Genomic DNA, 25004 nt, shown 5'->3' with positions numbered 1-25004 from the left:
GGCCCTGCATCCATTACCGCACTGTTCGGGGACGGATGCGCTCATCCCCAAGGACGACTGCCTACGGTCCTGCTCCGGCGTAAGGAGTAGGTGTTCCCCGGGTAACAACCCGGAGCCGACCGTCTGCGACGTCTCTCTTGTTCCCCTACAGACGACTGGTGTTGCCGGATCGTTCCCCACCGGACTGGGGTCCAACCCCACCCACCCCGTAAGCTTGGGTTTTGTGTTCCGTAGCCGTTCCAAGGAAGAGCAGGCAGCGCCCACCGACAAGGTGCCGCTGACCGACTCCAAGCAGCCCCGAGACCCTCAGGCCCCGAAGGGTCGGCCCACGCCCAAGCGCAGTGAGTCCCAGACCCAGCGCCGCAGCGTCGCCAACACTTCGATGACGCGCAAGGACGCCTCCAAGCGCCAGCGCGACGAGCGCCGTGCGCAGATGGACAAGCAGCGCCAGGCGCTGGCCGGCCGCGGCAACGAGCGGGATCTTCCGCTCCGCGACAGGGGCCCGGTCCGCAAGTTCGCGCGTGACTACATCGACTCGCGCTTCAACGTCGCCGAGTTCTTCCTGCCGATGGCCGTGGTGATCCTCGTGCTCAGCGTGGTGCAGGTGCCCGCGCTGCAGAACATCGCGCTGCTGCTGTGGCTCGTGATCATCATCCTGATCGTGGTCGACACGATCTTGAACGTGTTCCGGCTGCGCAAGCGGCTCGCCGAGCGCTTCCCCGGCCAGGACACCAAGGGCACGGTCTGGTACTCGCTCATGCGCTCCCTTCAGATGCGTCGACTCCGGCTGCCGAAGCCGCAGGTCAAGCGCGGAGAGCGGCCCTGAGCGCGGACTCCTTCTCCGGGGGCGCGGCGGATGCCTGGCTGAGCAGGCTGGGTGGGCTGCGGGATGTCGTACGCCAGGAGCTGGTGGCCCGGCAGCTCGACGAGCAGATAGCCGGCCGGTATCCGGTCGGACAGCGGCTGCGGGTGCTCGACGTCGGGATGGGCCAGGGCACGCAGGCGCTGCGGCTGGCCCGGGCCGGGCATCAGGTGACCGGGCTCGAGCAGGAACCGAAGATGGTCGCCGCGGCCCGTGAGGCGCTGTCCGGTGAGCCGGAGGGCATCCGGGAGCGGGTGCGGATCATCGAGGGCGACGGCCGGGACACGGGTGTGCACTTCCTGCCGGGCAGTTTCGACGTCGTGCTCTGTCATGGCGTACTCATGTACGTGTCCGAGCCCGATCCGCTGCTCGCGGGTCTGGCCCGGATGCTGGCGCCGGGTGGTCTGCTGTCGCTGCTCGTGCGGAACGCCGACGCGCTGGCGATGCGGCCCGGGCTGTCCTGGGACTGGGCGACCGCGCTGACCGCGTTCGACTCGACGGCGTACCGCAACCGGCTGGGCCTGGATGTGCGGGCGGACCGGCTGGACACCCTGACGGCGACGCTGGCGGGGATCGGGGCGCCGCTGCAGGCCTGGTACGGCGTGCGGGTCTTCACCGACACCGCTCCGGAAGGCGTCGAGATCCCGACGGACGTCGAACCGCTGCTGGCCGCCGAGGAGCGGGCCGGGCGGACGGATCCGTACCGGGCGGTGGCCGCGCTGCTGCATCTGTGCGGCGTGCGGGGCTGAGCGCGGTCCCACCGCGAGGGGCCCGTTCGGGTCAGCAGCACAAGCCTGGCATTCACCCCAAAGAGACACTCGGCGTATGGACTCTTCCCGTACCCGGACCCGTACGCGTGCCTTCCGCCCCATAGCTCTTCTCGCCTGTTCGCTCGCGCTGGTCGCGGGGTGTTCGGGCGCCGGGTCCTCGTCGTCATCGTCGTCAGCGTCGAAGGAGGACCGCTCGACCACGCAGGCCGCCGAGGCCGCCGTACCGATGGCGAGCGACGACCTGCAGAGCGACTACCAGAAGGTGATCAAGGAGGTCCTGCCGTCGGTCGTGCAGATCCAGGCCAGCAGTGATCTGGGGTCGGGGGTCGTGTACGACGGCCAGGGGCACATCGTCACCAACGCGCACGTCGTCGGGAACGAGAAGGTCTTCAAGGTGACCACCGCGAACAGCGAGGACGTGCTCACCGCCAAGCTCGTCTACTCGTATCCCGAGCAGGACCTGGCCGTCGTCAAGCTGGACAAGGTGCCGGCCGGGCTGAAGGCGGCGACCTTCGCCGACTCCGCCAAGGTCGAGGTCGGGCAGATCGTCCTCGCCATGGGCTCGCCGCTGGGACTGTCGTCCAGCGTGACGCAGGGCATCGTGTCGGCGACCGGACGGACCGTCAGCGAGGGCAGCGGCGGCGGGGGTACGGGCGCGACCATCGCCAACATGGTGCAGACCTCGGCGGCGATCAACCCCGGCAACAGCGGGGGCGCGCTGGTCAACCTCAACGGGCAGGTCATCGGCATCCCGACGCTCGCGGCGACCGACCCGAACTTCGGGGGAGGTGCCGCGCCCGGTATCGGGTTCGCGATCCCGTCCACGATGGTGAAGACGGTCGCCGGCCAGATCGTCCAGGACGGCAAGGTGACCGACTCCGGGCGGGCCGCGCTCGGCATCACCGGCCGTACGGTCGTCGACGACAGCTACCAGGCCGCCGGGGTGGCCGTCGTCGCGGTGAAGAGCGGCGGGGCCGCGGACAAGGCCGGCATCCGGGCCGGGGACATCATCACGAAGCTCGGCGACACGGGGATCAGCACGATCACCTCGCTGTCGGAGGCGCTGGCTTCCGACAAGCCGGGGCAGAGGACGACGGTGACGTACACGCGGAACGGCGCGTCGAAGAAGGTCGATGTGACGCTGGGCGAGCAGTGAGGAGGGGGCGGCCGGCACTTCTTCGGCCGCCCCTCCCCCTGTTACGCCTCCTCGGCGTGCAGGCTCATCGGGCCGTAGATCTCTGTGGAGTCCTCGAACAGCCGTACCTGGTCCGCGCCACCCGCGACGAGGTCCTTCCACACCTCGCCGAGCCAGGACTCCGCGTCCCCCTGCGTGGTGAACTCCTCCGGCGGGACCGCGGGTTCGACCTCGGTCCCGTCGGACTTCTCGAACCGCCAGATCCATGCCGCCATGTACGCCTCCAAGGTCTCAGCGCATGCAGAGCAGAAGCCGGATCTTGGTCCGGCTTCTGCCGAGAAGCCTAGTCTGATGCGCAACACCTGGTCAGGCGCGCGAAAATCAACACCGTGGAACTCACTCTGCTCGGCACCGGCGCTCCCGCGGGGCTCCCCCGCCTCGACTGTCCCTGTGCGGCCTGTGCCGTGTCGCTCGGGGTCGATGCCCGGGCGGCCACCGCCGTGCTCGTTGACGGGACTCTGTTGCTCGATCTGACGCCCGGCGCGGCCTTCGCGGCGGCTCGGGCCGGGCATTCGCTGGGCGGCGTACGGCAGGTGCTGTTGTCGCATCCGCACGACGGGCCCGCGGTGGAGGTGCCGGTGGGGCTGCCGCAGCCGGGGCGGGTGCCGGACGGGCGGGAGCTGGCGCTGCTGACGGGGCACCGGGTGCGGGCGGTGGCGATGGACGCGCCCGGCACCGGGTACGCCGTCACGGGCCCGGACGGTCAGCGGGTGCTGTATCTGCCGCCGGGGGCCGGGCCGGCCGGTCTTGAGGAGGGGGCCGTCGAGTCGTACGACATGGTGCTCGCCGATGTCGTGGGGCGGCCGGACGCGCTGGCCAAGCTGCGGGCGGTGGGGGCGATGGGGCCCGCGACCGATGTGATCGCCGTGCATCTCGACCACGATGTGCCGCCGGGCGCGGAGTTGACGCGGCGGCTGGCCGCCGTGGGGGCGCGGGCCGTGCCGGACGGGTCGACGCTGACGGTGGGGGTCTACGAGGACGTGCCCGATGTACCGCGGCGGACGCTGGTGCTGGGCGGGGCGCGGTCCGGGAAGTCCGTGGAGGCGGAGCGGCGGCTGGAGGCGTTCCCCGACGTGCTGTACGTCGCGACCGGCGGCTCGCGCAACGGGGACACCGAGTGGGCCTCACGGGTCTCCGCGCACCGGGAGCGGCGGCCGGGGTCGTGGCGTACGGCGGAGACCTGTGACCTGGTGCCGTTGCTGGCCGAGGACGGGCCGCCGCTGCTGATCGACTGTCTGTCGCTGTGGCTGACGGACGCGATGGACTCCGTGGGGGCGTGGGACGACACGGAGTGGGGGGACGGTGGGGAGAAGCAACTTCGGGAGCGGGTACGGGAGTTGACCGCCGCCGTGCGGGCCACCCGGCGGACCCTGGTCGCCGTGTCGAACGAGGTCGGCTCGGGGATCGTGCCGGCGACCGCGTCCGGGCGCCGGTACCGCGACGAGCTGGGCCGGCTGAACGCGGCGATCGCCGGTGAGTGCGAGCACGTGCTGCTGGTGGTGGCGGGGCAGGCGGTCGCGCTACGGGGCTGACGGCTTCCGGCGCGCGACGATCCGCTGCGGGGCCGGGAGCCGGTCCGGGCGGCGGCGGTGTTCCGGGACGATCTCGCAGTCCTGGGGCTCCAGTTGGGCGCGCAGGTCGTCCGGGCGTCCTTCCAGGAGGAGGAGGCCGCCGGGGCGCAGGACCGTGAGGGCCGCGTGGAGTTCGGCGGCGGGGTCGGGGGCGGGGGTGCGGTCGCGGAGGAGGGTGACCACGTCGTAGCGGGCGTGCAGGGCGGTGGTGATGTGCGGGTCGGTGAGGTGGCCGGCGTAGGCCTCCTCGATGCGTTCGGCGGCGCGGGCCCGGACGACTCGGGGGGTGGGGTCGAGGCCGTCGAAGGAGGTGTACGGGAAGAGTTCCTTCGCGGTCTCGGGGAAGTGGGCGTCGCCCGTGCCGACGTCGAGCCAGCTCTCCGGTTCGGGGAGCAGGCGCAGGATCGCGCGGGCCAGTGTCCGGTGACGGCGTCGCTCGTCGAGGGCGCTGACGCGGGTGCGCAGGCTGTTCATGGCGACTCCCGGGGCGTACGACAATACGGTGCAAAACGATACGCACGGGATCTCGATCTTCGAGGCAAGGACGTCCTGGGGGCGTGGTGGCCATGTGGCTCTGTGACGTTCGATCGCTGCCGGTACTGTTCGGCGAATGAGCTCGCTTAATCTCGACGACTTCACCGATCTGATCGAGCGCCCCGACGGCGGTGTGCGCCGTGACGCCGAGGCGCGGCGTGAACGTCAGATCGTGCCGCCCGGGTCGCTGGGCCGACTCGACGACCTGGGTGAGTGGCTGGCGGCGGCGCAGTCCTCCGTGCCGGTGCGGCCGGTCGAACGGCCGCGCGTGGTGTTGTTCGCGGGCGACCACGGAGTCGCCGAACTCGGTGTGTCGGCCCGGCCGGCGGGCAGCGCCGGGGAGTTGGTGCGGTCGCTGCTGGAGGGCGGCAGCCCGGCCGCGGTGCTCGCCCGGCGGCTCGGGGTGCCGGTGCGGATCGTGGACATGGCCCTGGACTGCGAGCCGGACTCGCTGCCCGACGAGGTCGTGAAGCACCGGGTACGGCGGGGCAGCGGGCGGATCGACATCGAGGACGCGCTGACGCTGGAGGAGGCGACGGCCGCGTTCGAGGCCGGCGTCGCCGTCGCGAACGACGAGGCCGACTCCGGTACGGATCTGGTGGTCCTCGGCGATGTGAGCGTCGGCGGTACGACCCCGGCCTCCGTGCTGATCGCCGCGCTGTGCGGGACCGACGCGTCCGTGGTCACCGGGCGGGGCGGCCTCGCGATCGACGACCTGGCGTGGATGCGCAAGTGCGCGGCGATCCGGGACGCGCTGCGCCGGGCCCGGCCGGTGCTGGGCGACCAGTTGCAGCTGCTGGCGACGGTGGGCGGGGCCGACCTCGCCGCGATGACCGGGTTCCTGCTGCAGAGCGCCGTACGGAAGCTGCCGGTGATCCTGGACGGGGTGGTGGCCGCCGCCTGCGCGCTGGTGGGTCAGCGGGTCGCGTTCCGGGCGCCGGACTGGTGGCTGGCCGGACAGAACAGCGGGGAGCCGGGGCAGGCGAAGGCGCTGGACCGGATGGCGTTGGAGCCGCTGCTCGACCACGGGGTGACCGTCGGCGAGGGTGCGGGCGCGCTGCTCGCGCTGCCGCTGGTGCAGGCCGCGGCGGCACTCGCGGCCGAACTCCCGCTCAAGCCGGAGGAGCCGGCGGAGTCCGAAGAGGCCGAGAAGCCCGAGGAGTGACCTGTGCGTGATCGTTGCGGCGACGGAAAAGAAACGTTCGCCGCGACAACACCCATATGATCCTCCTTCATGGGAGATGTCCGGGTCGGGCCCGTTCAAGAACGTCATAGCTCAGGCGCCTCGCGACGGGCCGCGGCCTTCGCCGTCTGGTATCTGCGGGCCGTCGCGTTCATCAACTTCCTCAGCGCGGCGTGGGTTTCGCTGGGGCAGGACGTACGACGGCACAACCAGGAGAACTTCTTCACGCCGTATCTGCTGACGGCCGGTTTCGCTTCCGGGGTGTTCACGGCGTTCCTCGCCATCACCATGCGGCGCCGCAAACGCGCCGCATGGATCCTGAACCTGGTGGTCAGCGGGCTGTTCCTGGCGCTGTTCGGGTTCGCCATGTCGTTCCAGGAGATCCGCCAGTACGCGCAGAACTGGATCTCCCTGGGCCTGACCGCCGCCTTCGTCGCCGCGCTGCTGGTGGGGCGCCGGGAGTTCTACGCGAAGGGCGACCGGTCCAACCCCCGGCTCGCCGCCGTCGTCGCCGTCGGCGGCACCCTGGCCGCCTCGCTGCTGGCCGCGCTGCTGGTGACGGTCACCAACCAGGCGCACGACGCGTCCCGTTCGACGTTCCTGGAGCGCTGGCACTACGGCTCGTTCCGGCTGGTGTCCATCGCCGCCCCGGAGAACCGCTTCCCCGGCATCTGGACCCCGAACTGGGCCAACGTCACCATCAACGTGCTCAGCACCGTCCTGGTTCTCGCGGTCTTCTACGCCGCCTTCCGCTCCCGGCGCGCCGTCGACCCGCTCACCGAGGACGACGAGAAGAAGCTGCGGGCACTGCTGGAGCGGCAGGGCGAGCGGGACTCGCTCGGGTACTTCGCGCTGCGCCGGGAGAAGAGCGTGGTGTGGTCCCCGACCGGCAAGGCCGCCGTCGCCTACCGGGTGGTGGGCGGGGTGTCGCTGGCCTCCGGCGACCCGATCGGCGACCCCGAGGCGTGGCCCGGCGCGATCGAGCCCTGGCTCGCGGAAGCCCGCGTTCACGGATGGATTCCGGCCGTCATGGGCGCGAGCGAGGAAGCGGGCACCGTCTACGCACGGCACGGACTCGACGCCCTCGAACTCGGTGACGAAGCCCTCGTCGAGGTCGCCGACTTCACCCTTGAGGGACGCGCCATGCGGACCGTGCGGCAGGCCTACAACCGGGTGAAGCGGGCCGGGTACACGGTCCGTATCCGCCGCCACGAGGACATTCCGGCCGAGGAGATGGCGTACCTGCTGAAGCGGGCCGACGACTGGCGGGACGGGGCCACCGAGCGCGGCTTCAGTATGGCGCTGGGGCGGCTCGGGGACCCCGACGACGGGCAGTGCGTGATGCTCGAATGCACCGACGGGGAGGGCGAGTTGAGGGCGGTGCTGTCCTTCGTGCCGTGGGGCCCGCACGGGCTGTCGCTCGACCTGATGCGCCGGGACCGCGACTCCGACAACGGGCTCATGGAGTTCATGGTGATCGAACTCCTGCGCCGCGCCCAGGAGATCGGAATCACCCAGGTTTCGCTCAACTTCGCCATGTTCCGTTCGGTCTTCGAAAGGGGGGCGCGGATCGGCGCCGGACCGGTGCTGCGGCTGTGGAGGTCACTCCTCAGCTTCTTCTCCCGGTGGTGGCAGATCGAATCGCTGTACCGCGCCAACGCCAAGTACCGGCCCATCTGGGAACCCCGGTTCCTGCTCTTCGAGAAGAGCGCGGACCTGCTGCGCATCGGCCTCGCGTCGGCGCGCGCGGAAGGGTTCCTGGAGGCGCCGGGACTGCCGAAGTGGCTGCACCGAAAGCACCTGGAGACGCACAGATGAACCGCCTCGCCCGCTGGGCCCGCGCCGAATGGGGACTGCTCTACGTCACCGTGCGCGAGCCACTGCTGAAACAGCGTTGGCGGGCGATCCCGATGACGATCGGGGCGGTATTGCTGACGGCGGCACTGCAGTTCGTGCAGAACCAGTCCTGGGGCTATCAGTTCGTGCAGGACGCGGGCGCGGTACGGGCCGAGGACCCGCTGTGGCTGGCCCTCCTCCGCACCCCGCCCTCCCTCTTCGTCCCGGCGCTGGACCTCCCCGTCTGGGGCGCCCTGGCCCAGATCCTGTTCGTCTTCGGCATCGCGGAGATCTGCATCGGCCACTGGCGCACGCTGGTCATCGCCTACGCCGCGACCCTCGCCGGCACGCTCTACGCCCGCCTCGGCATCTGGCTCGGCTTCGACAACCCGTTCGGGCTGCCCGGCTCCGACCGCCTGGTCGTGGACACGGGCCCCTCGGCCGCGGTGGTCGGCCTCGCGGTGTTCGTCGCGTGGCGCTACGGCGCCTACGCGACGGCGCTCGTGGTGACCGGCGCGATGGCCATCGAGGTCATGCTGAAGGGCAACCTCGCCGGCAAGGAGCATCTGGCGGCGATCATCGCGGTGGGCTTGCTGTGTCTGGCTTCGGCGCTACGGCATCGGCGGCTGCGGCTGCGGTAGGTGCGGCGGGGAGACCGTCACTGCCGGCCGGGGATCCGCACCGGCTCCGGATCCGGTTTGCCGCCGATCCAGTCCTGGAGGGCCCGGCGCGGGCCCGCCCAGCGGCGGTCGTGGTGGTAGGCGCGGAGGGTCGAGCGGGCCCGGGCCCGATGGCGGCGCTTGCGGTAGAAGCGCTTGGCCCAGGGGGAACCCGGGCGGGCCAGCCGGATCGCGCCGACGAGGGCGACCAGCGGGACGAGGACGCCGAAGACCGCCGTGCGGGCCTTGCCCTTGCTCAGGGCGATGAGGGAGAAGAGGAAGTTGACCCCGACGCTGACGATCACGCCGGCGCGGTCGTGGAGCTCGGCGGCGGTGAGGTCGTTGACACCGAAGGGCGAGAAGCCGGCGAGGACGAAGCCGACCAGGGCCGCCGTGAGCACCACCGCCTCGACACTCTTGCGGCCCGCCTCGGTCCAGTACACGTCGTCGAGGTAGAGGATCAGCGCGAACTCGTCCAGCACCAGGCCCGCGCCGATGCCGAAGACGATCGCGAACAGGGCGGACCCGACGCCGTAGCGCGTGCTGGCCACCGCGCCGAAGCCGCCGAGTACGGAGAGGACCACGCCCGGGACGACGTGGTGGATGTGCACGTCACCGGCCTTGATGTTGCCGAAGGGGCCCTTGCCCACGCGGATCAGCCGGGTGATGACACGGGTGATGACGAACGTCAGGACGAAGGCGGTGAGCGCGAGGAGCAGGGGCAGCTTGCCCGGCTCGACGATGTTGCGGTGCAGCCAATGTCCCATATGTGCACTTTAACGATGGCCGCCGGTACCGCTCCCCGGACCACCGGGTAACCTGCGCCGGTGTCCAAGACCCCGCCTCTCGACAGCCTCCGCTTCGCGTTCGGCACCCTGACGGTTCTCCCGGTCGGGGTCACCCGCTGGGACCGGGAGGCCGCGCGTGCCGGAATGATGGCCGCCCCGGTCGTCGGGGTGGTCGTCGGTGTGTGCTCGGCGGGGTTCGGGCTGTTGCTGCTGTTCCTGGGCGCGGGTGCGCTGCTCGCCGCCGTCGGCACGGTCGCCGTGCCCGCCGTCCTCACGCGGGGGCTGCACCTGGACGGGCTCGCGGACACCGCCGACGGGCTCGGCAGCGGGAAGCCGGCGGAGGACGCGCTGCGGATCATGAAGCAGTCGGACATCGGGCCGTTCGGGGTGCTCAGTCTCGTCTTCGTCCTGCTCGCTCAGGTGGCTGTGCTGGCGCAGCTCTACGGCGACGCGTGGGCGCGGGGGGCGGCTGCGGCGATCGTGTCTGCGGTTGCTGCGCGGCTCGCGTTGACCTGGGCTGCTCGTGCGGGGGTGCCTGCGGCTCGGCCGGAAGGGCTGGGGGCCGCGGTCGCGGGCGTTGTGCCGGTGGGGGGTGCGGTGGCTGTGACCTTGTCCTACTTGGTGATCTCTGCGGCGCTCGGGGCGATTTTCGGGGCGTACGGGAGGGTGCGGGCGGTTGTCGCCGTTGCCGTGGCGCTGGTTGTCGCCGAGATTCTGCTGCGGCACTGTCGGCGTCGGTTCGGCGGGGTCACGGGGGACGTGTTCGGGGGGCTTGCGGAGACTGCTGCGACGACTGCGCTCGTCGTGCTTGCGCTGGGGGGCTGAGTGCGGGTGCGTCGTGGCTGGTCGCGCCCGCGCGGCGGAGCCGCAGATGTCACAGCCCCGCGCCCCTGAGTGGGCTGGCCTGAAGCGTGTTCAACAGGACCGGCGCCATGCTCCCAGTTCGTACTTCTTCTCCAGTGAACTCAGCTTCAGGCGGCGGGAGTTCGCGCAGAACTTGGTGGTCGGGAGTTCGTACTCGACGTGGAAGACCGCCTTGTTCGCCTTGATGAAGGGGGTCAGGGTGTCGCATTCGCCGTACTGGGCGCACTGTTCGTTGACCGCGAAGTCGAAGTCGCCCACCAGGGCGGGGATTTGGTCGAGGTCGTTCTTGAGGCCGACCGCCATGCCCCGGTCGTGGGCCAGCTTCGCGACGAGGCGGTTGTAGCGGAGCTGCCAGCTTCGCGACGAGGCGGTTGTAGCGGAGCTGGTCGGCGGCCTTCAGGGGGAAGCCGGTGTCGTTCTGGTAGCCGTCCATGTTGTCGGGCTCCACCGCGTCGAAGCCCTTCGCACGGCACATGTCGAGGCGGGTCGCCATCAGGGGTTCGAGGACGGCTGTACGGCGGATGTCCAGCCAGCGTTCGCCCTTCCAGCCGTTGCCCTTGCCCAGCACCGACTTGGGGAACTTCTTGGCGTCCGGGCGGAAGTCCTCCCAGGCGCCGGTGGAGATGTAGCAGATGACCTTGCGGCCCTTGTCGTGCAGCGCGGTCACCGTGGCCTTGGACTGGTCGAAGCCGTCGATGTCGTAGACCGGGACGTCGACGGAGGTGTCCAGGCGTCCGCTGAGCTGCCACTGCCAGGCCACACCCGGGCGGGGCTGCCAGCGCTTCCCCGTCTCCGGCTTGTCGTCGGGGGTGGAGGTGCAGCCCGCGAGGAGCAGGAGGAGCAGGGGGAACAGCGCGGCGGGGCGTCTCACGGGACGGGCTCCAGGGTGTGGGGCAGGGTTCCCCAGGGATGATCTCCCATGCCCGGTACCGCGCAGTGCGCCGAGGCCCCTCGCGCGGAGGATCCGTGGAAGCCGAGCAAACGGACGGGCGTGTCGCCCACATGGACCTCACGAGTGTGACGCAGGGCATCCGGGGTCAGGATCGAGAAGTGGCCGCTCCGGTTCCGGCGCGTACCGCATCGCCTTTTCCGGGGCCCCGCGCGAACGCCCCGTCGCGCACACGCGCGTAGGCTCCGTTCTGGGCCGTCACCAGCCCCCTGTGTCCACCGCCGCCGCAGGTCGGAAATAGGGTCGGCTGTCGGGCCCGGTCGACCCACCCCGTTCGACCACGGAAACTTCACATCGGAAGCGAGAATTCACCACTGTGACTGCTCTCACTCTCAGCACCGCCGCGGCGCCCGGCCTGCGGGCCGACGCGATCGTGATCGGTGTCGGCAAGGGCGGCAAGGGCCCGGTCGTCGCACCGGGCGCCGACGCCGTGGACAAGGCGTACGACGGCAGGCTCGCCGGCGTCCTGGAGACCCTGGGCGCCTCCGGTGCCGAAGGCGAGATCACGAAGCTGCCCGCCCCGGCCGGCTTCAAGGCGCCGCTCGTGCTCGCGGTGGGCCTCGGCGCCGAGCCCAAGGACGGCGACGCGTACGACGCCGAGGCGCTGCGCCGGGCCGCCGGCGTCGCCGCCCGCGCCCTGACCGGTGCCAAGAAGGCCGCCTTCGCGCTGCCCCTCGCCGACGCGGCCGACGCCGGCGCGATCGCCGAGGGCGCGCTGCTCGGCGCGTACTCCTTCGACGCGTACAAGGACAACGGCAAGGACGCCAAGGGCAAGGGCCCGCTCGGCGAGGTCGCCCTGCTCGGCGGCAAGCCGCGCGACAAGGAGTACAAGGCGGCCGTAGAGCGTGCTCTGGCGGTCACCGAGGAGCTGAACCGCGCCCGCGACCTCATCAACACCCCGCCGAACGACCTCGACCCCGAGGCCTTCGCCGCCGTCGCGCAGACCGCGGCCAAGGAGCACGGCATCAAGGTCGAGGTGCTCGACGAGAAGGCCCTGGAGAAGGGCGGCTACGGCGGCATCCTCGGCGTCGGCGCCGGATCCGCGGCCGGTCCGCGCCTGGTGAAGCTGTCGTACACGCACGCCACTGCCTCCAAGCACCTCGCGTTCGTCGGCAAGGGCATCACCTACGACTCGGGCGGCATCTCGCTCAAGCCGGCCGGGCACAACGAGACGATGAAGTGCGACATGAGCGGTGCGGCGGCGGTCTTCGCCGCCGTGGTCGCCGCCGCGCGGCTGGGCCTCGAGGTCAACGTGACCGGCTGGCTGGCGCTCGCCGAGAACATGCCGTCCGGTTCCGCGACCCGTCCCGGTGACGTGCTGCGCATGTACAGCGGCAAGACCGTCGAGGTCCTCAACACGGACGCCGAGGGACGGCTCGTCCTCGCGGACGCGCTGTGGGCGGCGTCGGCGGAGAAGCCGGACGCGATCGTGGACGTGGCGACGCTGACGGGTGCGATGGTGCTGGCTCTCGGGAGCCGGACCTTCGGTGTCATGGCGAACGACGACGCGTTCCGTGCGGCGATCGTCGACGCCGCGGAGGAGGTCGGGGAGCCGTCGTGGCCGATGCCGCTGCCCGAGCACCTGCGCAAGGGGATGGACTCTCCCACCGCCGACATCGCGAACATGGGTGAGCGGATGGGTGGCGGGCTGGTCGCGGGGCTGTTCCTGCGGGAGTTCGTGGGTGAGGGGATCACCTGGGCGCACGTCGACATCGCGGGACCGGCCTTCAATGAGGGCGGGCCCTTCGGCTACACCCCCAAGGGGGGTACGGGTTCTGCGGTGCGGACGTTGGTGCGGCTTGCGGAGCTGACTGCGGCCGGGGATCTGGGCTGACGTTCTTCGCCCAATAGCTCGATGCCTTGGGTGCGCGGGCGACTGCGGGTCGGTTGTGGCCGGTCGCGCAGTTCCCCGCGCCCCTAGGGTGTCGCACCTAGGTGTCTCCATCGCGGCAGCGTCTCTCATGTGAGCGTGTGGTGTCTCACACCCCGGCCCGGCGTCTCGTTGGGCCTCGACAAGTGCGAAGATGGGGCTCGGCAGGACAGGGCCCCCACCACAGGGCCGAAGAAAGAGCGGCCGGACACCAGCCGCCGCCCGGTCACTGACGACCGGCGTACGGCGCACATGCATGGAGGACGTGACGTGGCGAACGACGCCAGCACCGTTTTCGACCTAGTGATCCTCGGCGGTGGTAGTGGCGGTTACGCCGCGGCGCTGCGCGGGGCCCAGCTGGGACTGGACGTCGCCCTGATCGAGAAGGACAAGGTCGGCGGCACCTGCCTGCACCGGGGATGCATCCCCACCAAGGCTCTGCTCCACGCGGGCGAGATCGCCGACCAGGCCCGCGAGAGCGAGCAGTTCGGCGTCAAGGCCACCTTCGAGGGCATCGACGTACCCGCCGTCCACAAGTACAAGGACGGCGTCGTCTCGGGCCTGTACAAGGGTCTCCAGGGTCTGATCGCATCCCGCAAGGTGCACTACCTCGAGGGTGAGGGGTGCCTCTCCTCCCCCACCTCCGTCGACGTCAACGGCCAGCGCATCCAGGGCCGCCACGTCCTGCTGGCGACCGGCTCCGTGCCGAAGTCGCTGCCGGGCCTGGAGATCGACGGCAACCGGATCATCTCCTCGGACCACGCCCTCGTCCTGGACCGCGTGCCGCAGTCCGCGATCATCCTGGGCGGCGGTGTCATCGGCGTGGAGTTCGCCTCCGCGTGGAAGTCCTTCGGCGCCGACGTGACGATCATCGAAGGCCTCAAGCACCTCGCCCCTCTTGAGGACGAGAACTCCTCCAAGCTTCTTGAGCGCGCGTTCCGCAAGCGCGGCATCAAGTTCAACCTGGGCACCTTCTTCTCGAAGGCCGAGTACACCGAGAGCGGCGTCAAGGTCACCCTCGCCGACGGCAAGGAGTTCGAGGCCGAGCTGCTGCTCGTCGCCGTCGGCCGCGGCCCCGTCTCCGCCGGCCTCGGCTACGAGGAGCAGGGCGTCGCGATGGACCGCGGCTACGTCCTGGTCGACGAGTACATGCGGACGAACGTCCCGACCATCTCCGCCGTCGGCGACCTCGTCCCGACGCTCCAGCTCGCGCACGTCGGCTTCGCCGAGGGCATCCTGGTGGCGGAGCGGCTGGCCGGTCTGAAGGCCGTCCCGATCGACTACGACGGTGTCCCCCGGGTGACCTACTGCCACCCCGAGGTCGCCTCCGTGGGCATCACCGAGGCCAAGGCCAAGGAGATCTACGGCGCGGACAAGGTCGTCGCTCTGAAGTACAACCTCGCGGGCAACGGCAAGAGCAGGATCCTGGGCACCTCCGGCGAGATCAAGCTCGTCCAGGTGAAGGACGGTGCCGTGGTCGGCGTCCACATGGTCGGCGACCGCATGGGCGAGCAGGTCGGCGAAGCCCAGCTGATCTACAACTGGGAGGCGCTGCCCGCCGAGGTCGCGCAGCTCATCCACGCCCACCCGACGCAGAACGAGGCGCTCGGCGAGGCCCACCTGGCGCTGGCCGGCAAGCCTCTCCACTCCCACGACTGACCCCCTCGGTCGGACGACGACACAGACTTCCGCAATTCGTAAGGAGCAACCGAAACCATGGCGGTTTCCGTAACCCTTCCGGCGCTCGGTGAAAGCGTCACCGAGGGCACTGTCACCCGCTGGCTGAAGGCCGAGGGCGAGCGCGTCGAGGCCGACGAGCCGCTGCTGGAGGTGTCGACCGACAAGGTCGACACCGAGATCCCCTCGCCCGTCGCCGGTGTCCTGGCCTCCATCAAGGTGGCCGAGGACGAGACCGTCGAGGTCGGCGCCGAGCTGGCCGTGATCGACGACGGCACCGGCGCGCCCGCCGCGGCACCGGCCCCGGCCGCAGAGCCGGCTCCCGTGGCCGCTCCCGCGCCCGTCGCCGAGGCCCCCGCGGCTCCGGCGCCCGCCCCGGCCGCGCCCGCCCCCGCTGCCGCCGCTCCGGCGGCCGGCGCCTCCGGTACCGACGTCGTGCTGCCCGCACTGGGCGAGTCGGTCACCGAGGGCACCGTCACCCGCTGGCTGAAGCAGGTCGGCGAGGAGGTCGCGGAGGACGAGCCCCTCCTGGAGGTCTCGACCGACAAGGTCGACACCGAGATCCCCTCGCCGGTCGCCGGCGTGCTGCTGGAGATCCTGGTCGGCGAGGACGAGACCGCCGAGGTCGGCGCCAAGCTCGCCGTCGTCGGCGCCGCGGGTGCCGCTCCGGCGGCTGCCCCGGCTCCGGCCGCCCCGGCGCCCGCTCCGGCGGCTGCCGCTCCGGCTCCGGCCCCGGCCCCGGCTCCTGCCCCCGTGGCACCCCCGGCTCCGGCGCCCGCCCCGGTCGCCGCCGCTCCGGTCGCCCCCGCCGCTCCGGCCCCCGCGCCGGTCGCGGCTCCGGCTCCCGTGGCCCCGGCCGCTCTTGCGCCCGCCGCCGCGCAGGCCACGGACGACGGCGCCTACGTGACCCCGCTGGTGCGCAAGCTCGCCGCCGAGAACGGCGTCGACCTGGGCACCGTCAAGGGCACCGGCGTCGGCGGCCGTATCCGCAAGCAGGACGTCCTCGCCGCCGCCGAGGCCGCGAAGGCAGCTGCGGCGGCTCCGGCTCCCGTCGCGGCCGCCGCAGCTCCGGCCGCCGCCGCGAAGAAGACGCCGACCCTGGAGGCCTCGCCCCTCCGCGGCCAGACCGTGAAGATGCCCCGCATCCGCAAGGTCATCGGCGACAACATGGTCAAGGCGCTGCACGAGCAGGCGCAGCTGTCCTCGGTCGTCGAGGTCGACGTCACGCGCCTGATGCGGCTGCGCGGCCAGGCGAAGGACTCCTTCGCGGCGCGTGAGGGCGTCAAGCTCTCCCCGATGCCGTTCTTCGTGAAGGCGGCGGCCCAGGCGCTGAAGGCCCACCCGGCCATCAACGCCCGGATCAACGTCGAAGAGGGCACGATCACCTACTTCGACACCGAGAACGTCGGTATCGCGGTGGACTCCGAGAAGGGCCTGATGACCCCGGTCATCAAGCACGCGGGCGACCTGAACATCGCCGGTATCGCCAAGGCCACCGCCGAGCTCGCGGGCAAGGTCCGGGCGAACAAGATCACCCCGGACGAGCTGTCCGGCGCGACCTTCACCATCTCCAACACCGGTTCGCGCGGCGCGCTCTTCGACACGATCATCGTGCCGCCGAACCAGGTCGCGATCCTCGGCATCGGCGCCACGGTCAAGCGCCCGGCCGTCATCGAGACGGAGGAGGGCACGGTCATCGGCGTCCGCGACATGACGTACCTGACCCTCTCCTACGACCACCGCCTGGTGGACGGCGCCGACGCGGCCCGTTACCTGACGGCCGTCAAGGCGATCCTGGAGGCGGGCGAGTTCGAGGTCGAGCTCGGCCTGTAGTCAGCCACCTGGCCTGTTTGCACGGTGCCCCCGTCCGGAACTCTCCGGGCGGGGGCGCCGTGCGTTTCCGTACCGGCACAGCGGGGCCGGCCCCGTGTAAGTCTCGTCTCACCTGCATGAAAGCGCCCCCGTGCGCCCCTCCCGAGCGGGCGTGCGGCCTTATTGTCTAAACGTCAAACGCCCTTAAGGAGCTCTCATGACCGCGCCCGTCGTCCACTCGCTGCGCGAACAGATCCGCGAGCACATCGTGGAGGGGATCGTCAGCGGGCGCTGGAAGCCGGGCGAGCGGATCGTGGAGCGTCGGATCGCGACCGAGCTGGAGGTCAGCCAGACGCCGGTGCGGGAGGCGTTGCGCGAGCTGGAGTCGCTGCGGCTGATCGAGTCGGCGCCGAACAAGGGTGTACGGGTCCGGAATCTGACGGCGGCCGACCTGGAGGAGAGCTACCCGGTGCGGGCCGGTCTCGAGGCGATCGCGGCGGAGCTGGCGGCCGAGAAGCTGGCCGAGGACTGCTCGGCGCTCGAACCGCACGTCGCCGCGCTGTACGAGGCGGACCGTGATGCGGACGGGACGGGCCAGGTGCGGCACACGGTGGGCTTCCACCGGGAGCTGGTGCGGGCGGCCGGCAACTCGGTGCTGCTGCACACCTGGGAGGGGCTCGGTATCGAGGTGTTCACGGCGCTGTCGATCCGTTGGCTGGGGACGGTGCAGCAGTCGTACGCGGAGGAGCACGAGGAGTTGGTGGCCGCGTTCCGGCGCCGGGATCCGCGGATCGCGGAGCTGGTGAAGGCGCACGTTCTCGGCTGCGCCCCGCGCCCTTGACGCAGCCGAGCGCAGCCATGCTCACCTGCGAAAACTCCCCGGAAATGGGCGAAAATCACGGCACCGGGTGCCCCCGCAAAAGGCACGCCGTGCCGACTTTCTCGTAATCAAGATATTTTGCCCGGGAACCTTTGATCGATCATCGATCAGGGAGTTACAGTCACCGACGGGCCACGCGGCGGAAGCCGCACCGTGTCACAGCACAAGGGCCCGCCGCCCTGTCCTGCCAAAGACCAAGGGCACCCCCGAAAACCCCTTGCCGACGAGGGAACCCCCCTTCGACTGAGGAAGGCGGCGTTATGACCGACCCCTACGCCATCCAGCCGAGCGAGCTCGACCAGCTCCCGGACCGCGACCCCGAGGAGACCGCCGAATGGCAGGCCTCCCTGGACGCCGTCGCGAAGGCTGCCGGCCCGCACCGCGCCGCGTATCTGATGCGCCGCACGCTGGAGCGCGCGGAGGGCAACGGCGTCGCGCTGCCCAAGCTGCTTGAGACGGACTACGTCAACACCATCCCGACCGTCGCCGAACCGGCCGTGCCCGGCGACGAGGCGCTGGAACGCCGGATCACCGCGTGGAACCGCTGGAACGCGGCAGCCATGGTGACCCGGGGCGCGAAACACGGCGTCGGCGGCCACATCGCCACCTTCGCCTCGGCGGCCTGGCTGTACGAGACCGGCTTCAACCACTTCTTCAAGGGCAAGGAGGCGGACGGCTCCGGCGACCAGCTCTACATCCAGGGCCACGCCTCCCCCGGCATCTACGCCCGCGCCTTCCTCGACGGCCGCCTCACCGAGGCGCACCTCGACAACTTCCGCCAGGAGGCGGGCGGCAACGGCCTCCCGTCGTACCCGCACCCGCGCCGGCTGCCCTGGCTGTGGGAGTTCCCGACGGTGTCGATGGGCCTCGGCCCGCTGTCGGCGATCTACCAGGCGCGCTTCAACCGCTACCTCACCGCGCGCGGCATCAAGGACGTCTCCGAGTCCCATGTGTGGGCCTTCCTCGGCGACGGCGAGATGGACGAGCCCGAGTCGACGGCCGCCCTCGCGCTCGCCTCCCGCGAAGGTCTGGACAACCTGACCTTCGTCATCAACTGCAACCTCCAGCGCCTCGACGGCCCGGTCCGCGCGAACTTCAAGATCGTGCAGGAGCTGGAGGCACAGTTCCGCGGCGCCGGCTGGAACGTCGTCAAGTCGCTGTGGGGCAACGCCTGGGACGAGCTGTTCCAGCTCGACACCACGGGCGCGCTCGTACGCCGCCTGCGCGAGGTACCCGACGCCCAGGTGCAGACGTACCAGACGCGCGACGCGGCCTACATCCGCGAGGACTTCTTCGGCAAGGACCCGGCGCTCGTCGAGCTGGCGAAGCTGCTGAGCGACGACAAGATCCTTGAGTGTTTCCACCTCTCCCGCGGTGGTCACGAGTCGCGCAAGGTGTACGCCGCGTACAAGGCCGCCGTAGAGCACAAGGGCGGCCCGACGGTCATCCTGGCGCAGACGGTCAAGGGCCACACGCTCGGCGCGGGCTTCGCGTCGAAGAACGCCAACCACCAGATGAAGAAGCTGTCGACGGACGAGTTCAAGCAGATGCGTGACCTGCTCGAACTTCCCATCTCCGACGCTCAGTTCATCGACGGTGTCGTGCCCTACGGCCACCCCGGCGCCGACTCCCCCGAGGTCCGCTACCTCCAGGAGCGCCGCGCGGCGCTCGGCGGTCCGGCCCCGGCTCGCCGTACGCACGCGATCGCTCCGCTGCCCTCCGCTTCGGAGAAGGCGTTCGCGTCCTTCGACAAGGGTTCGGGCACGCAGAACGTGGCGACGACGATGGCCTTCGTCCGCCTGGTCAAGGACCTGGTCCGCGACAAGGAGACGGGCAAGCGCTGGGTGCCGATCGTCCCCGACGAGGCGCGCACGTTCGGCATGGAGTCGCTGTTCCCGTCCCTCGGGATCTACTCCCCCAAGGGCCAGACGTACGAGCCCGTCGACCGCGACCAGCTCATGTACTACAAGGAAGCCAAGAACGGCCAGATCCTCAACGAGGGGATCACCGAGGCGGGCTCCATGGCGGACTTCATCGCCGCGTCGACGTCGTACTCGACGCACGGCGAGGCGATGATCCCCTTCTACATCTTCTACTCGATGTTCGGCTGGCAGCGCACGGCCGACCAGATGTGGCAGCTCGGCGACCAGCTCGGCCGCGGCTTCCTGGTCGGTGCGACGGCGGGCCGTACGACGCTGACGGGCGAGGGTCTGCAGCACGCGGACGGTCACTCGCCGGTGATCGCGGCGACGAACCCGGCGGCGCTGTCGTACGACCCGGCGTTCGCGTACGAGGTCGCGGCGATCGTGAAGGACGGCATCCGCCGGATGTACGGCGAGTCGGCGCCCGGCGAGGACCCGAACGTCTTCTACTACCTCACCGTCTACAACGAGCCGATCCCGCAGCCCGCCAAGCCGGCCGGACTCGGTATCGACGAGGCCATCGTCAAGGGCCTGTACCGCTTCAACACGGCGGAATCGGCGGGACTTTCGCCCGCGGCCAACACGGCGCGCATTCAGCTCCTCGGTTCCGGTACGGCCATCCACTGGGCACTGAAGGCACAGCAGCTGCTCGCCGAGGACTGGGGTGTCGCGGCCGACGTGTGGTCGGCGACGTCCTGGACCGAGCTGCGGCGCGACGCGCTGGAGGCGGACGCGGCGCTGCTGCGGGGCGAGGAGCGGGTGCCGTACGTCCGGCAGGCGCTGCACGGCGCCGAGGGCCCGGTGCTCGCGGTCTCCGACTACATGCGGCAGGTCCCCGACCAGATCGCGCAGTGGGTCGAGCAGGACTACTCCTCGCTGGGCGCGGACGGCTTCGGCCTCTCCGACACCCGTGACGCGGCCCGCCGTTACTTCGGCGTCGACGCGGAGTCGATCGTCGTGGCGGCGCTGGCCCAGCTGGCACGGCGCGGCGAGGTGAAGGCGACGGCGGTGAAGGAGGCGCGGGAGCGGTACGGGCTGTAGGCGCTGTCACCCCGCTTCTCAAACGCCGGACGGGCTGAAATTCAGCCCGTCCGGCGTTTGAGGACGAGGCCGTTCAGGCCGAGGCAGGGGTCTGGGGGCGCAGCCCCCAGGGACGATGGGGGTCCCCCCGCTCGAGCGAAGCCGAGAGTGGGGGGAGGGTAGGGGCGGCGGGGGCGAGATCCCTCATCATGAAGCCATGCGCGCTGCCCGTCTCATCAAAATGGTGCTGCTGCTCCAGTCCCGCGCCTCCATGACCGCCGCCGAGCTGGCGCGGGAGCTGGAGGTGTCCGAGCGGACGGTGACGCGGGACGCGCAGGCGCTGTCCGAGGCGGGTGTGCCGGTGTACGCGGAGCGGGGACGGGCCGGCGGCTACCGGCTCGTCGGCGGGTACCGGACGCGGCTGACCGGGCTGGCCCGGGGCGAGGCGGAGGCGCTGTTCCTGAGCGGAGTCCCGGGCGCGCTGCGCGAGATGGGGCTGGAGGACGCCGCGTCGGCGGCCCGCCTGAAGGTGTCCGCGGCCCTGCTCCCGTCCCTGTCGGACGCCTCACGGGCGGCGGCCCAGCGGTTCCACCTGGACGCGCCGAGCTGGTTCACGGAACCGAAGACCCCCGAGCTCCTGCCCGCCGTGGCGGACGCGGTGTGGGACGACCGGCGGGTGGTCGCCCGGTACCGGCGCGGGGACTCCGACGTCGAACGGGAGCTGGAGCCGTACGGGCTCGTGCTGAAGGCGGGTGTCTGGTACCTGTGCGCGCGGGTGGCGGACCACGATTCCTTCCGGGTGTACCGGATCGACCGTTTCACGGCGGTCGGCCCGACGGCGTCCGACGAGCGCTTCACGCGGCGGGAGGACTTCGATCTCCCGGCGTTCTGGGAGGACCGGGCGGAGCAGTTCGCGCGGTCGATCCTGCGGGCGGAGGTGGTGGTACGGGTGTCCCCCGAGGGCGCCCGAAGACTGCCGTACGCCGTCGATCCCACCGCCGCGCGGGAGGCGCTGGAGCTCGCGGCCGCGCCGGACGGCGACGGGGACGGGTGGGTGACGGTGACCCTGCCGGTGGAGTCCGAGGAGGTGGCCCACGGCCAGCTCGCGGGGCTGGGTCCTGAGGTGGAGGTGCTGGCTCCGGCGAGTCTGCGGGCGCGGTTCGTGCGCGACGCGGCGCGACTGGCTGCGTTGTACGGGACATGACCACGTGCTCCGTTCCCTGTACCCGGCGCCGGAGGGCCGTGGGATTTCGGCCACCCCGGACAGGGGCGGCCGACGGAACCCGGGCGCGCTTCACCCGGGACGCGCTGCGGCCGGCGGCGCTGTACCGCCCATAACGATCTGCCCCTCTCCAGGTGACAATCCGCCGTACTCCACGTGCGCACCACCCGTCCAGGACCGATGCTTGACCCGTGATGGACGAGACGGAGTTCTGGGAGCTGGTGGACGCCACCCGCGAGGCCGCCGAGGGCGACCCCGAGGAGCAGGCGGACCTGCTCGTGGACCGGCTGCTCCTGCTGGATCCGGAGCTGGTGCTGGACTTCGCCCGTCATTTCGAGGCCCGCTACAACCGCGCCTACACCTGGGACCTGTGGGGTGCCGCGTGGGTGCTGCTGGACGGGGCGAGCGACGACGCGTTCGACTTCTTCCGGTGCTGGCTGATCGGCCAGGGCCGCGAGGTCTACGAGGGTGCCGTGCACGACGCCGACTCGCTGGCCGACCTCATCGACGACTTCGACGAAGAGATCGACGGCGACGGGGAGGAGCTGGGGTACGCGGCCGACGAGGCGTACGAGCAGCTCACCGGTACCGTCGCCCCCGACCTGGGCATTCCGCCGGCGCCCGCCGAGCCGCTCGGGGCGCCGCTCGACCTGGAGAACGAGGCCGTGCTCGCGGAACGCTTCCCGAAGCTGCGGGAGAGGTTCCGGCAGGAGTGAGGGGGGTACGGCGATGAGTGCCCCGTCCACCGACACACCGGATACCGTGAGGTCATTGTGGCTCGAATACCGTACCCGGAGCGTTCCGCCGAAGCCCTCGACAAGCTCCCCACTCCACTGAACGCGTTCCGCATGCTGTCCCACGCCCCGGAGCTGACGGGTCCGGCGATCGACCTGGGGTTGGCGGTGCTCGGGTCGTCGTTGCCGGTGCGGTTGCGCGAGCTGGTGATAGTGGCGGTGGCCGCGCGTACGGACTGCGCGTACGGGGTCGTGCAGCACCGCCCGATCGCGCTGCACGCGGGGGTGACGGCCGAGCAGCTGGACGCTGTCGTCGAACTCCGTGCGGAGGAAGGCGAGTTCGACGCGGCCGAGTCGGCGCTGCTGACCGCGACGGAGGAGCTGTTGGCCAGGCGCACGCTCACCGACGGCACATTGGGCTCGCTGCGCAAGCATTTGACGGACCGTCAGGTGGTCGAGCTGATCACGACGGTCGGGTACTACACGATGCTGGCCGGCCTGCTGAACGGCCTGGGCGTGGACATCGACCCGGTGGGCGAGCAGTACTGGGAACTGGGCCGGCGTTAGCAGCGCGGCAGTGGATTGGTCTCCTCGATGACGTCGCTGTCCTTCACGAAGCCCCAGCCGCCATGGGCGAGGTGAGGAGTGTCGGCGAGCGTGTAGATCCAGCGGTTGGGGTGGGGACCGCCGCCGCCGGTCGGATCGCCCTCGTACCGGCACTTGAACCAGTTGACGTCGGAGTTGAGGTAGCCGACGGTCTGCCCGGCCCACTGAACGCGGATCCCCGGCTTGTTCTGGCACCACCAGTGGTTGGTGAGGGCATCGACCACGCAGTCGGTGGTAAGTGGGCGGGCGGCCACGGCTTTCTCGGCGGGCTGCGCGACGGCGGCACTCGTCAAGGTGCTGACGAGGACGAACGCGCAGGCCGCGGAGCCTGCGAGTCGGGCGGCGCGGGGTGAGGCCTTGGTCATGAGCACATCCCTGAGGTCGGTGACGCGGAGTGCCCCCAACATCACAGACCCGAGCGCGACGTGCCATCAGTTAGACCAGCGTCGAAAAGCTTGCCCGCGGGGACTACTGGACGGCGGACCGGCGGCGGCTCGTGTCCGTCGGGATGTAGGCCTGGTTCTGGTCGGCCCGTACCGCGTGGTGCATCGGGGCCGCGTTGGCCTGGTCGAGCGCGGAGGCCGTGACGGCGGCCGGGCCGAGGATCACGGTGGCGATCGCGCAGACGACGGCCCAGGGGCCGCGGGCGGACTTGGCCCAACCGGCCGACTTCTCCGTGGTGTTGGTGTGACTGCTGTTCATTTTCCCCACCTCCAGTCAGTGCGTGTGCATGACGATAGGGAGCGTGCCTCGGGGGACCCGGTGAGTTGCCTGCGAGAAACCTGTGAGCGTGGCGCGGCCAAGTGTTCGCGCGGTTCACAGACTTGAGGTCTTGACCCGTGCCGTGATGTCCGGCTTACGGTGGCCGCCGCCGAACAGGAGCGTCGTGCCCATGACCAGCCCGTACGTGAAGGGGATCACCCGCGAGGAACACCTCGAGCATCTCCGGCTGCACCCGGACGCGAGCCATCTGCAGATCCCCGAGTGGGCCGATGTGAAGCCCGACTGGACCGCGGAGAGCGTCGGCTGGTTCGAGGGGGACGCGCTGGTCGCCGTGGCGCTCGTGCTGTACCGGGCGTTTCCCGGGACCGGGCGTTTCCTCGCCTACCTTCCCGACGGGCCCGCGATCGACTGGCACAGCCAGCGCCTGGAACGCTGGCTCGACCCGCTGATCGCACACCTGGAGAAGGAGGGCGCGTTCTCGGTCCGGATCGGCCCGCCGCTCGTGGTCCGGCACTGGGACGCGGCCACCGTCGCGGCGGGCGTCGCCGACCCCGCCGTACGGCATCTGCGGGATCTGCCGACGGACGGGATCGACGGGTACGCGCTGGATGCCGCGGAGCGGCTCAGGCGGCTGGGATGGCGGCCGTGCAAGGAGAACGAGAACAGCGGGTTCGGGCTCGGGCAGCCCCGGTACGGCTGTCGGATTCCGTTGACGGGACGGTCGGTCGACGAACTGCGCCGCGGTCTCGCCCCGCACTGGCTGCAGGCCCTGCAGACCGCCGAGGGGGGCGGTGTCGGGGTCTTCTGGGGTTCGGCCGACGATCTGCCCGCGTTCCACCGGCTGTACCGCGCGACGGCGGAGCGGGACGGCTTCAAGGCCCGTCCCCTCGACTACTTCCGGCGCATGTGGCAGGCGCTCAACGCCGAGGAGTCCGACCGGATGCGGATCTATCTCGCCGAGTACGACGACGAGGTCCTGTCCTCCGCCCTCATGATCGGCGTCGGCCCCCGAGTCTGGCACTCGTACCCCGCCTCCGGCCGCCGAGGACGCGAACTCCGCCCCAGCAGCCTCCTGTTGTGGCGCATGCTGTGCGAGGCCCTGGACTCCGGCGCCGACACCTACGACCTCCGTTCCATCACCCCGTCCCTCGTAGCCGAGGACCGCCTGGTCGGCCGCCTCCTCTTCAAGACCGGCGCGGGCGGCCAGGCCGTGGAGTACCTAGGCGAGTGGGAACGCCCGGTGGGCACCCAAGGGAAGATGCTGCAACGGGCGTTGGGGGTGTATCTCGGGCGCAGATAGCCGAGGTCCGGGGGCACAGCCCCGGGG

At 70.9% G+C, this 25004-nt stretch carries 22 protein-coding genes and 1 pseudogene; 17 read left to right on the top strand and 6 right to left on the bottom strand.

The features are described 5' to 3' along the window. The first annotated feature begins 223 nt into the window (after positions 1 to 223). The 3 genes from OH768_RS37975 (at position 224) to OH768_RS37965 (ending at position 2788) form a co-directional block, all read left to right on the top strand. Positions 224 to 826: a DUF3043 domain-containing protein gene (locus tag OH768_RS37975; RefSeq protein WP_406460624.1), complete on the top strand. Its 603-nt coding sequence runs from the start codon at positions 224 to 226 to the stop codon at positions 824 to 826. An 83-nt stretch (positions 827 to 909) separates the two neighbouring features. Further along, complete coding sequence (locus OH768_RS37970; RefSeq protein ID WP_388115048.1) at positions 910 to 1611, top strand: class I SAM-dependent methyltransferase; 702 nt, start codon at positions 910 to 912, stop codon at positions 1609 to 1611. A gap of 76 nt (positions 1612 to 1687) precedes the next feature. Continuing rightward, complete coding sequence (locus tag OH768_RS37965; protein ID WP_406460622.1) at positions 1688 to 2788, top strand: S1C family serine protease; 1101 nt, start codon at positions 1688 to 1690, stop codon at positions 2786 to 2788. Between the two features lie 41 nt (positions 2789 to 2829). Here OH768_RS37965 and OH768_RS37960 read toward each other — a convergent pair whose 3' ends face one another. Then, positions 2830 to 3042 (bottom strand): hypothetical protein, encoded by a 213-nt coding sequence (locus OH768_RS37960; RefSeq protein ID WP_019075820.1) that lies wholly within the window; start codon positions 3040 to 3042, stop codon positions 2830 to 2832. A gap of 114 nt (positions 3043 to 3156) precedes the next feature. Between OH768_RS37960 and OH768_RS37955 the strand changes: the two genes are divergently transcribed. Continuing rightward, a complete protein-coding gene (locus OH768_RS37955; RefSeq protein WP_406460620.1) occupies positions 3157 to 4359 on the top strand; it encodes a bifunctional adenosylcobinamide kinase/adenosylcobinamide-phosphate guanylyltransferase in 1203 nt (400 codons plus the stop codon). Here the strand turns inward: OH768_RS37955 and OH768_RS37950 are convergent. Continuing rightward, positions 4348 to 4872: a methyltransferase domain-containing protein gene (locus OH768_RS37950; RefSeq protein WP_406460619.1), complete on the bottom strand. Its 525-nt coding sequence runs from the start codon at positions 4870 to 4872 to the stop codon at positions 4348 to 4350. The two genes, OH768_RS37955 and OH768_RS37950, sit on opposite strands and share 12 nt — an antisense overlap. 136 nt (positions 4873 to 5008) lie before the next feature. Between OH768_RS37950 and cobT the strand changes: the two genes are divergently transcribed. From cobT to OH768_RS37935, 3 genes are all read left to right on the top strand, one after another. Beyond that, complete coding sequence (gene cobT / locus OH768_RS37945) at positions 5009 to 6097, top strand: nicotinate-nucleotide--dimethylbenzimidazole phosphoribosyltransferase (protein ID WP_406460617.1); 1089 nt, start codon at positions 5009 to 5011, stop codon at positions 6095 to 6097. A gap of 69 nt (positions 6098 to 6166) precedes the next feature. Continuing rightward, the gene (locus tag OH768_RS37940; RefSeq protein WP_406460615.1) at positions 6167 to 7933 is read left to right on the top strand and encodes a phosphatidylglycerol lysyltransferase domain-containing protein; all 1767 of its coding nucleotides are present in this window, start codon (positions 6167 to 6169) and stop codon (positions 7931 to 7933) included. Then, positions 7930 to 8592 carry a hypothetical protein gene (locus OH768_RS37935; RefSeq protein ID WP_406460613.1) on the top strand — a complete coding sequence of 221 codons (663 nt, stop codon included), beginning with the start codon at positions 7930 to 7932 and terminating at the stop codon, positions 8590 to 8592. The genes OH768_RS37940 and OH768_RS37935 overlap by 4 nt, the downstream gene beginning before the upstream one ends. A 17-nt stretch (positions 8593 to 8609) precedes the next feature. Here OH768_RS37935 and OH768_RS37930 read toward each other — a convergent pair whose 3' ends face one another. Next, positions 8610 to 9377, bottom strand: coding sequence for a hypothetical protein (locus OH768_RS37930; protein ID WP_406460611.1), 768 nt, complete (start codon positions 9375 to 9377; stop codon positions 8610 to 8612). Between the two features lie 60 nt (positions 9378 to 9437). Between OH768_RS37930 and OH768_RS37925 the strand changes: the two genes are divergently transcribed. After that, positions 9438 to 10223: an adenosylcobinamide-GDP ribazoletransferase gene (locus tag OH768_RS37925; RefSeq protein WP_406460609.1), complete on the top strand. Its 786-nt coding sequence runs from the start codon at positions 9438 to 9440 to the stop codon at positions 10221 to 10223. A gap of 90 nt (positions 10224 to 10313) precedes the next feature. Here the strand turns inward: OH768_RS37925 and OH768_RS37920 are convergent. After that, positions 10314 to 11133 (bottom strand): annotated as a pseudogene (locus OH768_RS37920) (endo alpha-1,4 polygalactosaminidase). 394 nt (positions 11134 to 11527) lie between these two features. Here OH768_RS37920 and OH768_RS37915 point away from each other — a divergent pair. The 8 genes from OH768_RS37915 (at position 11528) to OH768_RS37880 (ending at position 22915) form a co-directional block, all read left to right on the top strand. Continuing rightward, on the top strand, positions 11528 to 13045 hold the full coding sequence (locus tag OH768_RS37915) for a leucyl aminopeptidase (protein WP_406460607.1): 1518 nt from the start codon (positions 11528 to 11530) through the stop codon (positions 13043 to 13045). 306 nt (positions 13046 to 13351) lie between these two features. Further along, positions 13352 to 14740, top strand: coding sequence for a dihydrolipoyl dehydrogenase (gene lpdA / locus OH768_RS37910; protein WP_406460605.1), 1389 nt, complete (start codon positions 13352 to 13354; stop codon positions 14738 to 14740). A gap of 57 nt (positions 14741 to 14797) precedes the next feature. Beyond that, positions 14798 to 16591 (top strand): 2-oxoglutarate dehydrogenase, E2 component, dihydrolipoamide succinyltransferase, encoded by a 1794-nt coding sequence (sucB, locus tag OH768_RS37905; RefSeq protein WP_406460603.1) that lies wholly within the window; start codon positions 14798 to 14800, stop codon positions 16589 to 16591. Positions 16592 to 16787: 196 nt separating this feature from the next. Then, a complete protein-coding gene (locus OH768_RS37900; protein WP_019065401.1) occupies positions 16788 to 17411 on the top strand; it encodes a GntR family transcriptional regulator in 624 nt (207 codons plus the stop codon). A gap of 299 nt (positions 17412 to 17710) precedes the next feature. Beyond that, positions 17711 to 20413, top strand: a complete 2703-nt coding sequence (gene aceE / locus OH768_RS37895; RefSeq protein WP_406460602.1) for a pyruvate dehydrogenase (acetyl-transferring), homodimeric type — start codon at positions 17711 to 17713, stop codon at positions 20411 to 20413. Between the two features lie 196 nt (positions 20414 to 20609). Further along, on the top strand, positions 20610 to 21596 hold the full coding sequence (locus tag OH768_RS37890) for a helix-turn-helix transcriptional regulator (protein ID WP_406460601.1): 987 nt from the start codon (positions 20610 to 20612) through the stop codon (positions 21594 to 21596). Between the two features lie 212 nt (positions 21597 to 21808). Then, on the top strand, positions 21809 to 22330 hold the full coding sequence (locus OH768_RS37885) for a DUF4240 domain-containing protein (RefSeq protein ID WP_406465610.1): 522 nt from the start codon (positions 21809 to 21811) through the stop codon (positions 22328 to 22330). 57 nt (positions 22331 to 22387) lie between these two features. Beyond that, a complete protein-coding gene (locus OH768_RS37880) occupies positions 22388 to 22915 on the top strand; it encodes a carboxymuconolactone decarboxylase family protein (RefSeq protein ID WP_406460599.1) in 528 nt (175 codons plus the stop codon). Here OH768_RS37880 and OH768_RS37875 read toward each other — a convergent pair. Next, positions 22912 to 23319 (bottom strand): hypothetical protein, encoded by a 408-nt coding sequence (locus OH768_RS37875; protein WP_406460598.1) that lies wholly within the window; start codon positions 23317 to 23319, stop codon positions 22912 to 22914. The two genes, OH768_RS37880 and OH768_RS37875, sit on opposite strands and share 4 nt — an antisense overlap. A 103-nt stretch (positions 23320 to 23422) precedes the next feature. Continuing rightward, entirely contained in the window at positions 23423 to 23656 is a 234-nt protein-coding gene (locus OH768_RS37870; protein ID WP_406460596.1) for a hypothetical protein, read from the bottom strand. Between the two features lie 190 nt (positions 23657 to 23846). Between OH768_RS37870 and OH768_RS37865 the strand changes: the two genes are divergently transcribed. Beyond that, a complete protein-coding gene (locus OH768_RS37865; protein ID WP_406460595.1) occupies positions 23847 to 24977 on the top strand; it encodes a lipid II:glycine glycyltransferase FemX in 1131 nt (376 codons plus the stop codon). The last annotated feature ends 27 nt before the right edge of the window (positions 24978 to 25004 follow it).

The sequence above is a fragment of the Streptomyces sp. NBC_01622 genome, assembly GCF_045209635.1.
Taxonomy (GTDB): domain Bacteria; phylum Actinomycetota; class Actinomycetes; order Streptomycetales; family Streptomycetaceae; genus Streptomyces.
The sequence above is the reverse complement of the archived record's forward strand: the minus strand, read 5'-3'. Positions and strand labels throughout refer to the sequence as shown.

Excerpts from the sequence above, each read along its gene's own strand:
- OH768_RS37965 (WP_406460622.1), top strand. The coding sequence starts at position 1,688 with ATGGACTCTTCCCGTACCCGGACCCGTACGCGTGCCTTCCGCCCCATA.
- OH768_RS37960 (WP_019075820.1), bottom strand. The coding sequence starts at position 3,042 with ATGGCGGCATGGATCTGGCGGTTCGAGAAGTCCGACGGGACCGAGGTC.
- OH768_RS37950 (WP_406460619.1), bottom strand. The coding sequence starts at position 4,872 with ATGAACAGCCTGCGCACCCGCGTCAGCGCCCTCGACGAGCGACGCCGT.
- cobT (WP_406460617.1), top strand. The coding sequence starts at position 5,009 with ATGAGCTCGCTTAATCTCGACGACTTCACCGATCTGATCGAGCGCCCC.
- OH768_RS37940 (WP_406460615.1), top strand. The coding sequence starts at position 6,167 with ATGGGAGATGTCCGGGTCGGGCCCGTTCAAGAACGTCATAGCTCAGGC.
- OH768_RS37935 (WP_406460613.1), top strand. The coding sequence starts at position 7,930 with ATGAACCGCCTCGCCCGCTGGGCCCGCGCCGAATGGGGACTGCTCTAC.
- OH768_RS37930 (WP_406460611.1), bottom strand. The coding sequence starts at position 9,377 with ATGGGACATTGGCTGCACCGCAACATCGTCGAGCCGGGCAAGCTGCCC.
- sucB (WP_406460603.1), top strand. The coding sequence starts at position 14,798 with ATGGCGGTTTCCGTAACCCTTCCGGCGCTCGGTGAAAGCGTCACCGAG.
- OH768_RS37900 (WP_019065401.1), top strand. The coding sequence starts at position 16,788 with ATGACCGCGCCCGTCGTCCACTCGCTGCGCGAACAGATCCGCGAGCAC.
- aceE (WP_406460602.1), top strand. The coding sequence starts at position 17,711 with ATGACCGACCCCTACGCCATCCAGCCGAGCGAGCTCGACCAGCTCCCG.
- OH768_RS37890 (WP_406460601.1), top strand. The coding sequence starts at position 20,610 with ATGCGCGCTGCCCGTCTCATCAAAATGGTGCTGCTGCTCCAGTCCCGC.
- OH768_RS37885 (WP_406465610.1), top strand. The coding sequence starts at position 21,809 with ATGGACGAGACGGAGTTCTGGGAGCTGGTGGACGCCACCCGCGAGGCC.
- OH768_RS37875 (WP_406460598.1), bottom strand. The coding sequence starts at position 23,319 with ATGACCAAGGCCTCACCCCGCGCCGCCCGACTCGCAGGCTCCGCGGCC.
- OH768_RS37870 (WP_406460596.1), bottom strand. The coding sequence starts at position 23,656 with ATGAACAGCAGTCACACCAACACCACGGAGAAGTCGGCCGGTTGGGCC.
- OH768_RS37865 (WP_406460595.1), top strand. The coding sequence starts at position 23,847 with ATGACCAGCCCGTACGTGAAGGGGATCACCCGCGAGGAACACCTCGAG.